This is a genomic window from Pseudothauera rhizosphaerae (genome assembly GCF_004801305.1).
Lineage (GTDB): Bacteria > Pseudomonadota > Gammaproteobacteria > Burkholderiales > Rhodocyclaceae > Pseudothauera > Pseudothauera rhizosphaerae.
The window spans coordinates 187979-200683 of record NZ_SSOD01000002.1; the positions used below are offsets into that span (position 1 = coordinate 187979).

14 protein-coding genes are annotated in these 12705 nt (G+C 71.5%); 7 read left to right on the forward strand and 7 right to left on the reverse strand.

Translation table 11 applies throughout. The annotated features are described in order from the left end of the window. Positions 1-7 precede the first annotated feature (7 nt). From E6O51_RS02860 to E6O51_RS02875, 4 genes are read left to right on the forward strand one after another with little or no spacing between them, the layout of a single operon-like run. A complete protein-coding gene (locus tag E6O51_RS02860) occupies positions 8-925 on the forward strand; it encodes a type II secretion system F family protein (protein ID WP_136383462.1) in 918 nt (305 codons plus the stop codon). A gap of 7 nt (positions 926-932) precedes the next feature. After that, entirely contained in the window at positions 933-1784 is an 852-nt protein-coding gene (locus tag E6O51_RS02865; RefSeq protein WP_136383463.1) for a tetratricopeptide repeat protein, read from the forward strand. Beyond that, positions 1781-2107, forward strand: coding sequence for a DUF3613 domain-containing protein (locus tag E6O51_RS02870; RefSeq protein ID WP_136383647.1), 327 nt, complete (start codon positions 1781-1783; stop codon positions 2105-2107). Before E6O51_RS02865 ends, E6O51_RS02870 begins: the two co-directional genes overlap by 4 nt. Next, positions 2076-3665, forward strand: coding sequence for a TadG family pilus assembly protein (locus tag E6O51_RS02875; protein WP_168735168.1), 1590 nt, complete (start codon positions 2076-2078; stop codon positions 3663-3665). The genes E6O51_RS02870 and E6O51_RS02875 overlap by 32 nt, the downstream gene beginning before the upstream one ends. Before the next feature lie 26 nt (positions 3666-3691). Here E6O51_RS02875 and E6O51_RS02880 read toward each other — a convergent pair whose 3' ends face one another. Then, entirely contained in the window at positions 3692-4207 is a 516-nt protein-coding gene (locus tag E6O51_RS02880) for a methylated-DNA--[protein]-cysteine S-methyltransferase (protein ID WP_136383465.1), read from the reverse strand. A gap of 133 nt (positions 4208-4340) precedes the next feature. Between E6O51_RS02880 and E6O51_RS02885 the strand changes: the two genes are divergently transcribed. Together E6O51_RS02885 and E6O51_RS02890 are read left to right on the forward strand one after the other, a co-directional pair. Further along, positions 4341-5783, forward strand: coding sequence for a putative nucleotidyltransferase substrate binding domain-containing protein (locus E6O51_RS02885; RefSeq protein ID WP_136383466.1), 1443 nt, complete (start codon positions 4341-4343; stop codon positions 5781-5783). Positions 5784-5824: 41 nt separating this feature from the next. Then, on the forward strand, positions 5825-8629 hold the full coding sequence (locus E6O51_RS02890) for an AMP-binding protein (RefSeq protein ID WP_136383467.1): 2805 nt from the start codon (positions 5825-5827) through the stop codon (positions 8627-8629). Positions 8630-8650: 21 nt separating this feature from the next. Here the strand turns inward: E6O51_RS02890 and E6O51_RS02895 are convergent, their stop codons facing one another. Next, positions 8651-10081, reverse strand: a complete 1431-nt coding sequence (locus E6O51_RS02895) for an RtcB family protein (RefSeq protein WP_136383468.1) — start codon at positions 10079-10081, stop codon at positions 8651-8653. A 9-nt stretch (positions 10082-10090) separates the two neighbouring features. After that, complete coding sequence (locus E6O51_RS02900; RefSeq protein ID WP_136383469.1) at positions 10091-10504, reverse strand: archease; 414 nt, start codon at positions 10502-10504, stop codon at positions 10091-10093. 92 nt (positions 10505-10596) lie between these two features. On the opposite strand from E6O51_RS02900, the gene E6O51_RS02905 reads away from it, so the two are divergent. Further along, positions 10597-10875 carry a hypothetical protein gene (locus tag E6O51_RS02905; RefSeq protein ID WP_136383470.1) on the forward strand — a complete coding sequence of 93 codons (279 nt, stop codon included), beginning with the start codon at positions 10597-10599 and terminating at the stop codon, positions 10873-10875. Here E6O51_RS02905 and E6O51_RS02910 read toward each other — a convergent pair. The 4 genes from E6O51_RS02910 to E6O51_RS02925 form a co-directional block, all read right to left on the reverse strand. Then, on the reverse strand, positions 10869-11153 hold the full coding sequence (locus tag E6O51_RS02910) for a DUF3175 domain-containing protein (protein ID WP_136383471.1): 285 nt from the start codon (positions 11151-11153) through the stop codon (positions 10869-10871). The genes E6O51_RS02905 and E6O51_RS02910 overlap by 7 nt on opposite strands. A gap of 29 nt (positions 11154-11182) precedes the next feature. Continuing rightward, positions 11183-11524, reverse strand: a complete 342-nt coding sequence (locus E6O51_RS02915) for a type II toxin-antitoxin system RelE/ParE family toxin (RefSeq protein WP_136383472.1) — start codon at positions 11522-11524, stop codon at positions 11183-11185. Next, entirely contained in the window at positions 11524-11799 is a 276-nt protein-coding gene (locus E6O51_RS02920) for a type II toxin-antitoxin system Phd/YefM family antitoxin (RefSeq protein WP_136383473.1), read from the reverse strand. The genes E6O51_RS02915 and E6O51_RS02920 overlap by 1 nt, the downstream gene beginning before the upstream one ends. A 66-nt stretch (positions 11800-11865) precedes the next feature. Then, positions 11866-12687, reverse strand: a complete 822-nt coding sequence (locus tag E6O51_RS02925) for an SIR2 family NAD-dependent protein deacylase (protein ID WP_136383474.1) — start codon at positions 12685-12687, stop codon at positions 11866-11868. Between the last annotated feature and the right edge of the window lie 18 nt (positions 12688-12705).

A 12705-nucleotide genomic window follows, 5' to 3' on the forward strand; every position in this document is an offset into this window, starting at 1 on the left:
ACGGATCATGAACTGGTGGTGGCTGGGCGCCGGCCTGCTGGCGCTGCTCGGGGCGGGGGCGCTGGTCGTGGCCAGCCTGCCGCGCTACGACCGGAGGATGGAACGCCGCTTCGCCGCCGCGCTGGGCGGCGGCGAAGAGGTCCTGCAGCTTTTCGGCGGGCATGAAGCCGGCCTGTTCGAACGGCTCGCCCGGCGCGGCCTCACGCCCTTCGGCGAGGACCGCGAGCATTTCGACCGCCTGCTCACCCGGTGCGGCTGGCGCGGACCGCGGGCGCGGCTCATCGCCTGGACGCTGATGGCGGCGCTGCCGGTGGCGGCGGCGGTCGTCACGGCGGTGCTGGCGCTCGCGGAAGGCGAACCCCCGGCCACCGTGTTGGCCGCAGCGCTGTTCGCCTTCGCGCTGTGCTTCGTCGCCCCGCGCCGCATCCTGGCCCGGCTCGCCTCACGCCGCCGGCAGGCGATGCGGCAGGAGGTCGTGCCCTTCATCTACATGCTGCGCATGCTCCTCGACGCCGGGCTCTCCCTCGAACACGCGCTCAACGTCATCGTCGAGCAGGGCCGTGCCCAGATCCCCACCCTCGCGCCCGAGATCGAATTCGCCGTGCGCCGCATCCAGGCCGGCGACGACCGGGCCGATGCCCTCGGCATGATGGCCGCCCCGCTGGAAGTGCCCGAACTGAGCGACACCGTCGCCATGCTGCGGCAGGTGAGCCGCTACGGCGGCAACATCCGCGATTCCCTGGCCAACTACGCCCAGGCGGTGGAAGAGCGCCACATCGACCGCCTGCGGGAATACGTCAGCAAGCTCTCCGCCAAGATGACGGTGGTGATGGTGACCTGCCTCTTCCCGGCGCTGCTGATCTTCGTCGCCGGCCCCGGTTTCGTGGGGCTTGCCAAGGCCTTGCGGGGAGGCATCGGTGGCTGAATCGACCATGAAACCATTCTGGCTGATGGGGAGACTCGGAACCGTTCGGGCTGAGCCTGTCGAAGCCCGGTGCGCGCAACCGCCCTTCGACAGGCTCAGGGCGAACGGTGTCGCATATCTGGTCGCCGGGTCACTCGCGGCGCTCGCCCTCGCCGGCTGCGCGGCCGGGGGCACGCCACGCACGGGAACCGAAGCGGCTGCCGCCTGCCGCGAACTGCCCGCCGCCGACGGCACCCGGCTCACCATGATCCGGCAGACGCTCACCGCCGGGCGCCCCCATGCCGCCCTCGCCTATCTCGACGAGGCCGCATTCGACGCGCCCGAGGCCGAGTTGCTGCGCGCCGACGCCCTGCGCCAGACCGGCCGCGCCGATGCCGCCGCGAAGCTCTACGAGGCGCTGCGCGGCTCCTGCCTGGCGGGCTTCGCCCACCAGGGGCTGGGCCTGATCGCGCGCCGCGCCGGCCGCCTCGACGAGAGCGCCGAGCACCTGCACCGTGCCCGCCTCGCCCTCCCCACCGACGCGGCCATCCGCAACGACTACGGAGAAGCCCTGCTCGCGCGGGGCGAACGGGACGAGGCGGTGCACGAATTCCTCACCGCCATGGAACTGGGCGCGGACGACCGCCGCGCGGCCTTGAACCTGTTGTTCGTGCTGGTGCGCGCCGGCGACGAGGACAAGGTTGCCGCCTTCGCCCACCAGGCCGGCCTGTCCCCCGCGGACGTGGCGGCGGTACGCCGCCGCGCGGCCCAGGCCGGCCCCGCCTGGCCGGACGACGCCCGCCCCGTCCTCGGACCCGCCCCGGCTGCCCCGCGCGAGACGGCCGCGCCGCCCCTGCCTTCGTCTGGAGTCACACCATGAAACGCTGCCGACTTTCCCTGCCCGGCGCCCTCCTCGCCCTCGCCCTACCCCTCGCCGCCGCTGCGGCCGACACCACGGCCGTCGCCACCGCCCATCCGGTCGCGCCCCACCCCCAATCCGCTCCGGCGAACGAAGCCGCCCCGGCGGCTGCCGCCACCGAACCCACCCGCGCCTGGCTCGCGCTGCAGCGCAGCGGCGCGGCCGCTTCCGCGCAACCGCAGCCCCTGTCCGGCGAGGTCATGGAGAAGGTCTATGAACGTTACCTCGAGAGCTTTGCCCACCCGGTCCCGGATGAACTCGATCCGCGCAGCGAGTCTCGCTGACCGGCGGCGCCAGCGCGGCGCCATCGGCCTGTTCGGCGCGCTCACGCTCGGCCTGGCGGTGCTGTTCACCGCGCTGGTGGTGGATGCCGGGCGCCTGTGGTTCCTGAACCGCCAGTTGCAGACCGTGGCCGACCTGGCCGCCATCGAGGCGGGCCAGCACATCGCCTGCACCGTGGACGTCGCCACGGTGAGGGCCGCCGCCCAGGCCACGGCGCTGCGCAACGGCTACACCGGCAACCTCGGCGCCGCCCCCAACGCGGTGGAACTCGGCACCACCACGACGGGCGCCGGCGGGGTGCGCAGCTTCGTCCCCGGGGGAAATCCCACGGCGGTGCGCGTGGCCGTAACCCACACGGTGAACGCCAGCATCGTCGCGGGCGGCTGGCTGGGGCGCCAGACCACGCTGCGCGCTGAGGCGGTGGCGGCGGCCGATCCGCCGGTCGCGGCGTTCCGGCTGGGCAGCACCACCGTGGGAGTGGCCGAACAGGGGCTTCTCAACGGGCTCCTCACGGCCATCCTGGGAAGGCCGGTGGCACTCGATGTCCTGTCCTATCAGGGGCTGGCCAGTGCGCAATTGAGTCTCTACGACCTGCTCAAGGTCAGCGCGGACGTGGGCACGGTGGACGAACTGCTGTCCGCCGACGTTTCCCTGGCCGAAGTCCTGCAACTCGTCGCCGACGCCCTCGACAACTCCGCGGTGGCATCGGTGGAAGCGAAGGTCGCCGGCCACACCCTGGCCGGTCTGGCGGTCAGCAACCTGGGCTTGCATCTGGGCGATATCGTCAACGTAGCCGCCCCCGCCCAGGAAGCTGCCGCAAACGTCGGGCTCAACGTACTGGAGCTCGTCACCGCCGCGGTGATGGTCGCAAGCGGGGATGAGGCGGTCAGACTCGATCTTGGGATACCCGGCGTGGCGGAGATTTATCTCGGCATCGTCGAGCCGCCCCAACTCGCGGTAGGGCCACCAGGGTGCACGGTTGCCAGGACGGCGCAGGTTCAGCTCAGCCTCAAGCTCGACCTGGGCATCGCGGACCTGGGGCTGCACGTCGAAGTCGCACAGTCCGAGGCCAGCCTGGAAGACATCCGGCGTGAGGACGGGGCGACGGGGGTCGACATCCTCACCACGCCCGGCATCGCCCGCATTTCTCTGGGCTCTTCCGACGACCCGGAGGCCATGGCCAAGATTCTCGGCGAGGTGCTCGGACTGGGCCTGACCCTGAAGATCGAATCGGACGGGCAACAACTGGACTTCTCCGTCGCCCATCCCGTGGCCGAGCATTTGCCCCAGTCCGAGGGGGTCACGAGCAGCCTGGGCGACAGCCTCCGCAATGCGCTGACGGGTGCCGACCTGCGGATCAAGGTTCTCGGATCGGACCTCCTCGGGAACATCCTCGCTGGAATACTGGAACCGGTCCTCTATTTACTGGGCCAGATACTGGGCGCGGTCGGCGACCTCCTGCTCGACCCCCTGCTCAAGTTGCTGGGCCTCAACATCGGATCGGCCACGGTGCAGTTGGACGACGTGCAGTTGCGCGGCACGCGGCAGCTTCTTCTCTGACCCGAACCCCGTCCACCCACTGCGCGCTACCGCAGCAGTTCCGGCGGCCAGTAACGCATCTCGTGCCCCAGCAGCACGCGCTTGCGCGCCGGGCCGCCGGACGAGAAGCCGCCCAGTGCGCCGCCGTGGGCCAGCACCCGATGGCAGGGCACGACGATGATCAGCGGGTTGCGTCCCAGCGCCTGCGCCACGGCGCGGAAACCCCGCGGGCTGCCGATGGCGCGGGCCAGGTCGCCGTAGGTGGTGGTCCGCCCCGCGCCGACGGCCAGCAGACCCTCGCGCACGCGCTGCTGGAAGGGCGTGGGCGCAGGAGCGAGGGGCAGCGTGAACACGCCGCGCACGCCGGCGCAATACTCGCCGATCTCGCGCCGCACCTGCTGCAGCAGCGGATGCTCCGGCGCCTCGTCCGAGCCGGCCGCGTCCGGCAGATCGCGCTGGTCGTCGAAGTACAGGCCCAGCAAACCCTGCGGCACGGCCAGGGCCACCAGGCGACCCAGCGGCGTGTCGAAGGCCAGCCGCGCCGGCCGTGTGGTGTCGTTCATCTCCCCTCTCCCGCGCTCGTGTGCGCCAGTGCGCAAGTTTCCCCCGGATCGGCGCCCGGCGCACCCACGACGACAGGCCGAGCGTATATAGTCCGCCAGGATAACGATACGAACGCAGGGGGAGTCGCCCGCCATGGCTGCCGAGAACGTCTTCTTCATCCCGGTCGGCGCCCTGTGCCGGCGCGAAGTCGCCACCTGCGCGGCGGACCAGGCCCTCGTCGAAGCCGCCGCGACCATGCGCGAACGGGGCATTTCCAGCGTCATTGCCTGCGATGCCGACGGGCCGGTGGGCATCGTCACCGACCGCGACCTGCGCAACAAGGTGGTCGCCCAGGGGCTGGACCCGCACGGCCTGCGCGTGGCCGACGTCATGAACAGCCCGCTGGTGACCATAGGCGAGGACGAATACCTGTTCGAGGCCCTGTTCCTGATGAGCCGGCACCGCATCCACCGCCTGTGCGTGGTCGATGCCGACGGCAAACTCAGCGGCATCCTCACCGATTCCGACGTGCTGCGCCTGCAGAGCCGCTCGCCCCAGCAACTGATGCTGGAAATCGAGGAAGCCGCCAGCGCCGAAACCCTGAAGACCCTGCACCGCAAGGTGGAGGAACTGGTCGTGCATCTGGTCGGCACCGGCATCGAAACACGCGACCTGGTGCAGACCGTGGCCCACCTCAACGACCGCATCCTCGCCCGCCTGATCGAGCTGGTGCGCGCCGAACGCTATCCCGACCTCACCCGCCGCTTCGCCTTCGTCGTGCTGGGCAGCGAAGGGCGCGGCGAACAGACCCTGGTCACGGACCAGGACAACGCCATCATCCACGCCGACGACCTCACGCCCGCCGAACTCGACCGCCTGCGGGAATTCAGCGTGGACCTGATCGACACCCTGATCGGCATCGGCGTGCCGCCCTGCCCCGGCGGCATCATGGCGAAGAACGACATCTGGCGCCGCAGCCTGGGCGAATGGAAGGAAGTGCTGGACCGCTGGCTGCGCACGCCCACACCGGACAACATCATGTCCGGCAGCATGTTCTTCGACCTGCGCACGCTGCACGGCCACGCGGACTACGAGCGCGAACTCAAGCGCTACATCACCGCCCAGTTGCGCGCCAACGACCTCTTCCTCGCCCGCAGCGCGGCCAACGTGGTCAAGTTCCGCCCGCCCCTGGGCTGGTTCGGCCGCATCGTGGCGGAGAAGCAGGGCCCCCACCGGGGCACCATGGACGTGAAGAAGGCCGGCATCTTCGCCATCACCGAAGGCGTCAAGGCCATGGCGCTGCGCGCCGGCATCGTGGACGGCGGCACCCGCGACCGCATCCTGGGCCTGTGCGAAGCCGGCGTGCTGGATAGCCAGCAAGCCGAGAACATCGTCGCCGCCTTCGACTTCCTCGTCGGCCTGCGCCTGCGCGCGCAACTGCTCGCCCTGGAGGAAGGGCGCGAACCCAGCAACCACCTGCCCCTGGACCACCTCAACCGCATCGAGAAAGGCCGCCTGCGGCTCGCCCTGGAAGAGGTGCAGACCTTCCAGACCTTCCTGCGCAACCGCTTTCAGCTCGCCCAGTTGGGCGGCTGAGCGCCCTTGCCAAAGCGGGCGCTGACGGCCAGATTGCCCCCATGGACACGCCGCCCGTCCCGGTCTCCGCCGAAGCCCTGCTCGCCAGCATAGACGCCCTGGCCGCCGAACTGCACGCGGGCGGACGGGCGGCCGCCGGTCTGGACAGCCGCTTCGACCGGGATCTCGGCTTCGACAGCCTCACCCGCGTGGAGCTGCTGGCCCGCGTGGAGCAGCGCTTCGGCGTGCGCCTGCCCGACGACACGCTGAACATCGCCGAAACCCCGCGCCAGTTGTTCGAAGCGCTGCAGCGCTGTGGCGCCGCATCGCCTGCCGCTCCCCCGGCCCCGCCGCCCGTGGCCGTCTCCACCCCCACCGACGTCCAGCCGCCCGCCGCCGCGCGCACGCTGAACGAGGTGCTGCAGTGGCACACACAACGCCAGCCCGACCGCATCCACGTCCTGTTCCAGCATGACGACGAGCACGAGGAGCCGCTGAGCTACCGCACCCTGGCGCAAACCGCCGCTCACATCGGCACCGTCCTGCGCGCCCGCGGCGTGCGGCCCGGCGAATGCGTCGCGCTGATGCTGCCCTCGGGGCTGGATTTCTTCCGCTGCTTCCTCGGCATCCTGGAGGCGGGCGCGGTGCCGGTGCCGCTCTACCCGCCGTCACGCCCGGCGCTGCTGGAAGACCACCTGCGCCGCCAGGCCGGCATCCTGCGCAACTGCGAAGCCGCGCTGCTGATCGCCTTCGACGCGGTGCGGCCGCTGGCACGCCTGCTGCGGGGCCTCACGCCCACGCTGCGCGACGTGCTCACGCCGGAAGAGCTGCAACAGGCGCCCGCCCCCGCCGGCATGGTGCCGGCCCCGCCGGCGCCCGGCGACCTGGCGCTGATCCAGTACACCTCCGGCTCCACCGGCGAGCCCAAGGGCGTGGCCCTCACCCATGCCAACCTGCTCGCCAACATCCGCGCCTGGGGCGAGGCCGTCCAACTGAAGGCCGACGACGTGTGCGTGAGCTGGCTGCCCCTCTACCACGACATGGGGCTGATCGGCGCCTGGCTGGGCGCGCTCTACCACGGCCTGCCGCTGGTGATGATGTCGCCGCTGGATTTCCTCGCCCGCCCGGAACGCTGGCTGTGGACCCTCCACCGCCACCGGGGCACGGTGACCGCCGCGCCCAACTTCGCCTTCGACCTGTGCGTGCGCCGCCTGGCCGGCCAGGAGCTGGCCGGGCTGGACCTGTCCTGCTGGCGCTTAGCCGCCAACGGCGCCGAGCCGGTCAACCCCGACACCCTGGAGCGCTTCGCCGCCGCCTTCGCCCCCTACGGCTTCCGCCGCGAAGCCCTGACGCCGGTGTACGGGCTGGCCGAGTGCACCGTGGGCCTCGGCGTGCCGCCGCCCGGCCGTGGTCCGCGCATCGACCGCATCCGCCGCACGCCCTTCGCAGAGGCCGGGCGGGCCGAACCGGCCGGCCCCCAGGACGCCGACACCCTGCGCTTCGTGGCCTGCGGCCCACCCCTGTCCGGCCACGAGGTACGCGTGGTGGACGCCCGGGAGCGCCCCCTGGAGGAACGCCGCGTCGGCCTGCTGCACTTCCGCGGCCCCTCCGCCACGGACGGCTACTACCGCAACCCGGCCGCCAGCGCCGCCCTGTTCCACGACGGCTGGCTCGATTCCGGCGACTATGCCTACCTCGCCGACGGGGAGATCTTCATCTGCGGGCGCGCCAAGGAACTGATCATCCGCGGCGGGCGCAACCTCTACCCCTACGAGCTGGAACAGGCCGCGGGCGAACTGCCCGGCGTACGCAAGGGCTGCGTGGCGGCCTTCGGCATCGGCGACCCCGGCGCATCCGACGGCGAGCGCCTGATCGTTGTGGCCGAGACCCGCGAGACCGACCCCACGGCGCGGGCCGCGCTGACGCTGCACATCGCCGAACTGGCGAGCGAACTCATGGAGCTGCCGCCCGACGAGGTGGTGCTGGCACCGCCCCACACCATCCCCAAGACTTCCAGCGGCAAGGTGCGGCGCGCCGAACTGCGCACGCGCTATCTCGCCGGTACGCTGGCCCAGGCGCAGCGCGCGCCCTGGCTGCAGGTCCTGCGCCTGGCCGCGGCCGCCCTGCCCGGCCGGCTGCGGGCGGCGGGTGCCGCGGTGGCCGACCGCCTGCGCGGCTGGTGGGGCTGGGCCATGCTGGGCCTGCACCTGCCACCGGCCCTGGCCGCCCTGGCGCTGCTGCCACGGCTGGGGCAGCGCTGGGCGGTGTGCCGGCTGTTGGCGCGCTCCTGCCTGCGCCTGTCCGGCTACCACCTGCGCGTCGCCGGCCTGCAGCACCTGCCCCCCGGCCCCTGCGTGCTGCTCGCCAACCACGCCAGCTACCTGGACGGCATGATCCTGGCGGCCGCCCTGCCCCGGCCGGTGCGCTTCGTCGCCAAAGGCGAACTGACCGGACACCGCCTGCTCACCGCCTTCCTCACCCGGCTGGGAGCGCGCTTCGTCGAACGCCTGGACGCGCGCCGCAGCGTGGCCGATGCCCAGGCGCTGGCCGACAGCGCCCGCGAGGCGCCGCCGCTGATGTTCTTCGCCGAAGGCACTTTCGAGCGCGCGCCGGGCCTGCGCCTCTTCCGCCTGGGCGCCTTCCAGTCCGCCGCGCTGGCAGGCGTGCCGGTGGTGCCGGTGGCGCTGGCCGGCACCCGCGCGCTGATGCCCGATGGCGACTGGCGCCCCCATGCGGCGCGGCTGGCGGTCACCGTCTGCCCGCCGCTCACGCCCCAGGGCAGCAGTTGGCATGATCTGCTCGCCCTGCGCGACGCGGCCCGCGCCGCCATCGCCGAGCATTGCGGCGAGGCGATGGCGGGCGGATAGGCGGCCGGACATGGCCGCGCTTCACCCCTTGATGCACACCCGCGGCACCAGCCGCGCCACCTTTTCCGCCAGCCCGGCGTGGGCGGCCGCATCCACCACCGCGCCCACGTCCTTGTAGGCGAGCGGCGCCTCCTCGGCCACACCGCGGAAGCTCGGGCTGCGGATCAGGATGCCGCGGGCGGCCAGCTCGTCCACCACGTTGCGCCCGTGCCAGCGGCGCAGCGCCTCGTGGCGGCTCATGGCGCGCCCCGCCCCGTGGCAGGCGGAGCCGAAGGCGCGCTCCCCGGTGCCGGCGGCGCCGGCGAGCACCCAGGAGGACGTGCCCATGCTGCCGCCGATCAGCACCGGCTGGCCGGCCTGGCGGTATTCCGGCGGCAGCTCGGCGTGGCCCGGGCCGAAGGCGCGGGTGGCGCCCTTGCGGTGCACGAACAGGCGGCGGCGCCCGTCGCCGACGCGATGGGTCTCTTCCTTGCAGGTGTTGTGGGACACGTCGTAGAGCAGCGGCAGGCGGGCCTGGGGGAAGAGCTCGGCGAAGGCCTCCCGCGCCAGATGGGTGAGGATCTGCCGGTTGGCCAGCGCGCAGTTGATGCCGGCCCGCATGGCGCCGAGATAGCGCTGGCCGAGGGCGGACTTCAGCGGTGCGCAGGCCAGTTCCCGGTCCGGCAGATCGATGCCGGCCTCCTGGGCGGCGATGACCATCTCCCGCAGGTAGTCGGTGCCGATCTGGTGGCCCAGACCGCGCGAACCGCAGTGGATGCTGACCACCACCTCGCCCGCGGCCAGGCCATAGGTCTCGGCGAGCGCCGCGTCGAACACCTCGTCCACCACCTGCACCTCCAGGTAGTGGTTGCCGGAACCCAGGGTGCCCATCTCGTCGCGCTGGCGGCGCTTGGCCATGTCGGACACGGCCGCCGGGTCCGCGCCGGCCATGCAGCCGCCCTCCTCGATGTGTGCCAGGTCCGCCACGCTGCCGTAGCCTTCCGCCACCGCCCAGCGCGCGCCGCCCCGCAGCATGGCGTCCATGCCCGCCGCCGACAGGCGCAGCGCGCCGGTGCTGCCGACACCGGCCGGGATGCGCGCGTAGAGCAGATCGGCCAGGCGCTGCTTGTCCGCTTCCAGTTCGGCGGCCGTGAGGCCGGTGTGCAGCAGGCGCACGCCGCAGGAGATATCGAAGCCCACGCCACCGGCCGACACCACGCCGCCCTCGTCCGCGTCGAAGGCCGCCACGCCGCCGATGGGAAAGCCGTAGCCCCAGTGGGCGTCGGGCATCGCGTAGGCGGCATCCACGATGCCCGGCAGGCTGGCGACGTTGGCGAGCTGTTCGCCGACCTTGTCGTCCATCGCCTCGATCAACGCGCGGGAGCCGAACACCACGCCGGGCACGCGCATCCGCCCGCTCGCGGGCAGCTCCCATTCGAAGGGTCCGCGCTGGCGGAATCTGCCGGGTTCCATCATCGTTCCTCACACATCCACGACGCACTGGGCGAGCCACTGCCCGTCGGGCCGTTGCCCGACCTTCAGTTCGCAGAAGGACGCCCCCTTGACCTCGGCCGCGGGCCGGTGGCGGACCACCTCCACCGCTTCGCCCCAGGCCGTCGCGCGCAGGCGGTTGCCGGCCATCTCCACCTCGAAGCGGGAGAACAGCATGCGCCGCGTGGCCATCTCGAACACCAGCGCGTTGAGCCAATCCACCAGCAGCAGCTCCGGATCGGGCGCCGCGCAGGCGATCGCCACCGACTCCCGCGCCGCCACCGTGGCCGGATCGCAGATCACCGCGGTCAACGCCTGCGCCGCGCCGGCGAAGGCCTCAGCCGGGGTCGCCCCGATGCCGCGCACGCCCACGTCGGCCTCGTGCGCGAAGGTCTGCCACGCCATCCATCCTCCCTGCCGCGTCGAATACTGCCGGGGCGGCGGCCGCGGCCCCGTCTATCCTTAATGTAGACGCTGCGCCACGAGAGGAGAGGACCATGTCATCCGTGATTCCGCAAACCCCGGCCAACTACGACAGCACCCGCGTCATCGAGCGGCCCGACGGCTTCTACTGGCAGGACAGGGACAGCGGCGAGGAATTCGGCCCCTTCGCCACCCTGCTCGAAGCGGTCGCCGACATGGAAGCCGTGGGCAACGGCGTCGAGGTGGGCGAAAGCCTGGAGGAAGCCGAGGACGAAGTGGGCATCGCCGACTGGATCGACCCGGACACCGGCCTGCCCGCCGAAGGCGGCGTGCCGCGCACCGAGGATCACTGAGGGGTCCGGCCGTAGAGCGCCCGCAGTTCCGCCTTGGCGGCCTCCAGGCAGCGCCGCCGTTCATCCGGCAGCATGCGGCCGGCGCGGTTGATGTAAAAGCACAGCATAGACATGGCCGAGCGGAAGGGATCGGCCTTGCGGGTGCGGCTGGCCTCGGCGGAGCGCTGCAGCGAAAGGGCGATCTCCCGCGGATCGGCCAGCGTGAACACGCCGGGTTCGAGATCGAGGGCGTGGCTGGTGGCGGTGACCTGCTGCGACCAGCGCTTGGGCTTTTCCATCGCGGTCGCGGGCACTGCCGGGCAGGAGGCTAGGCGCCCAGGAGTCTGCGCGCCAGCAGGGACTGCATGTCCCTGCGTCCGTCGGCAATCAGGTAGATGACGACCTGGCTGCCTGCGACCCGGTAGATCACGCGATAGGGCTTGAACGCGGTCTGCCTGTACTCCTTGATGCCCAGCGCAACCAGTTCCCGAGGATAGCTCCCGCGTTCCGGGAAACGCGACAGGCTCTCCACGACTTCCATCAACTGGTCCAACACGTGATTGGCGTTGGCCACGCAGTCGAACTCGGCGATGTGGTCGTGGATGGACTCCAGGTCCTGTTCCGCCCCCTCGGTGAGGAGAACTTCAAACCTGGAAGGCTTGCCGGCCATCAAGCCTTTACACGCTTGGCACGCAGACGGGCCACGACGTCGGCCACCGGTTTGACCTTGCCCGCCGCGACATCCTCATTGCCAAGCGCCAGAATCTTCAGCAACGCCAATGTTTCCTGGGTTTCCTCGAACGAAGCCACGTCCTGCAGGACGGCCTTCGCTTCGCCGTTCTGCGTGATCACCAGCGGCTCGCGCTGCTCCGCGAGCTGCGCCAGCACCTCGGCCGCATTGGCCTTGAGATAGCTGATCGGTTTGACCTGGGTTGAGTAGCGCATGGCCGTGCTCTCGATATGCAGACCGGACTGAATCTAGTCCTTTTACGGTCTCACCACAAGCCGGGATCAAAGCAGACCGGCGATGGCCTGCAGGCCGGCAAGCCCGTCCATGGGCAAGGCCACCTGATCGCGACCCTGCACCGGCCAGTCCCGCGGGTTGATGCGGATCAGCGGGCAGCGCTGGCTTTCGCCGAAATGGCGCACCGACGGGGCGGTGAGGCCGGCCCCGATCTCGATCACCACCGGCCGCCCGGCCTCCTGCCGCCAGCGCCGGAAGCGCTGCTGCTGCGCGTAGGAGCGCGTGTCCACCCAGCCCCAGTCGCCGAACATGAGGATGTTGGGCCGCGCGAGCGTGCCGCACAGCGGGCACTCCGGCAGGGGCGAGACGAGGCGGCAATCCTCTTCGCCGATCACCGGCCGCAGATCGTCCGCGGACCAGATGTACCCGCCGCAGGTATGCAGGCACTGCAGGTGATGGATGGAGCCGTGGCACTCCACGATGCGCGCCTCGTCGAAGCCGGCCTGCTGGAACTGGCCGTCCACGTTGCTGGTGAACACGAAGGCCCCGTGGGGAAGCCGGGCGGCGAGGTCGAGCAGGACGCGGAAGCCCTCGTGGGGCACCGTCTGCCGGTAGAGATTCAGCCGATGGCCGTAGAAGCCCCAGGCGAGACGGGGATCGTCCTCGAAGGCCTGCGGGTTGGCGATCTCCTCGAAGCACAGCCGCGCCCGCCCCAGGGCCGGATAGGCGTTCCAGAACCCCTCCGGCCCGCGGAAGTCCGGCAGGCCGGAATCGACACCCATGCCCGCGCCGGCAGTGACGATGAGGGCGTCGGCGCCGGCGATCAGGTCGGCGGCGCGCTGGGCTGCGGAGCGTAGAGCATCATCCATGGGTTGTGCTCCCTGCAG

What these genes read in the sequence shown, in the direction of transcription:
- E6O51_RS02925 (WP_136383474.1), bottom strand. Translation starts at nt 12,687, where the DNA reads ATGGATGATGCTCTACGCTCCGCAGCCCAGCGCGCCGCCGACCTGATC.
- E6O51_RS02905 (WP_136383470.1), top strand. Translation starts at nt 10,597, where the DNA reads ATGTCATCCGTGATTCCGCAAACCCCGGCCAACTACGACAGCACCCGC.
- E6O51_RS02920 (WP_136383473.1), bottom strand. Translation starts at nt 11,799, where the DNA reads ATGCGCTACTCAACCCAGGTCAAACCGATCAGCTATCTCAAGGCCAAT.
- E6O51_RS02870 (WP_136383647.1), top strand. Translation starts at nt 1,781, where the DNA reads ATGAAACGCTGCCGACTTTCCCTGCCCGGCGCCCTCCTCGCCCTCGCC.
- E6O51_RS02875 (WP_168735168.1), top strand. Translation starts at nt 2,076, where the DNA reads ATGAACTCGATCCGCGCAGCGAGTCTCGCTGACCGGCGGCGCCAGCGC.
- E6O51_RS02910 (WP_136383471.1), bottom strand. Translation starts at nt 11,153, where the DNA reads ATGGAAAAGCCCAAGCGCTGGTCGCAGCAGGTCACCGCCACCAGCCAC.
- E6O51_RS02915 (WP_136383472.1), bottom strand. Translation starts at nt 11,524, where the DNA reads ATGGCCGGCAAGCCTTCCAGGTTTGAAGTTCTCCTCACCGAGGGGGCG.
- E6O51_RS02895 (WP_136383468.1), bottom strand. Translation starts at nt 10,081, where the DNA reads ATGGAACCCGGCAGATTCCGCCAGCGCGGACCCTTCGAATGGGAGCTG.
- E6O51_RS02885 (WP_136383466.1), top strand. Translation starts at nt 4,341, where the DNA reads ATGGCTGCCGAGAACGTCTTCTTCATCCCGGTCGGCGCCCTGTGCCGG.
- E6O51_RS02890 (WP_136383467.1), top strand. Translation starts at nt 5,825, where the DNA reads ATGGACACGCCGCCCGTCCCGGTCTCCGCCGAAGCCCTGCTCGCCAGC.
- E6O51_RS02880 (WP_136383465.1), bottom strand. Translation starts at nt 4,207, where the DNA reads ATGAACGACACCACACGGCCGGCGCGGCTGGCCTTCGACACGCCGCTG.
- E6O51_RS02900 (WP_136383469.1), bottom strand. Translation starts at nt 10,504, where the DNA reads ATGGCGTGGCAGACCTTCGCGCACGAGGCCGACGTGGGCGTGCGCGGC.
- E6O51_RS02865 (WP_136383463.1), top strand. Translation starts at nt 933, where the DNA reads ATGAAACCATTCTGGCTGATGGGGAGACTCGGAACCGTTCGGGCTGAG.
- E6O51_RS02860 (WP_136383462.1), top strand. Translation starts at nt 8, where the DNA reads ATGAACTGGTGGTGGCTGGGCGCCGGCCTGCTGGCGCTGCTCGGGGCG.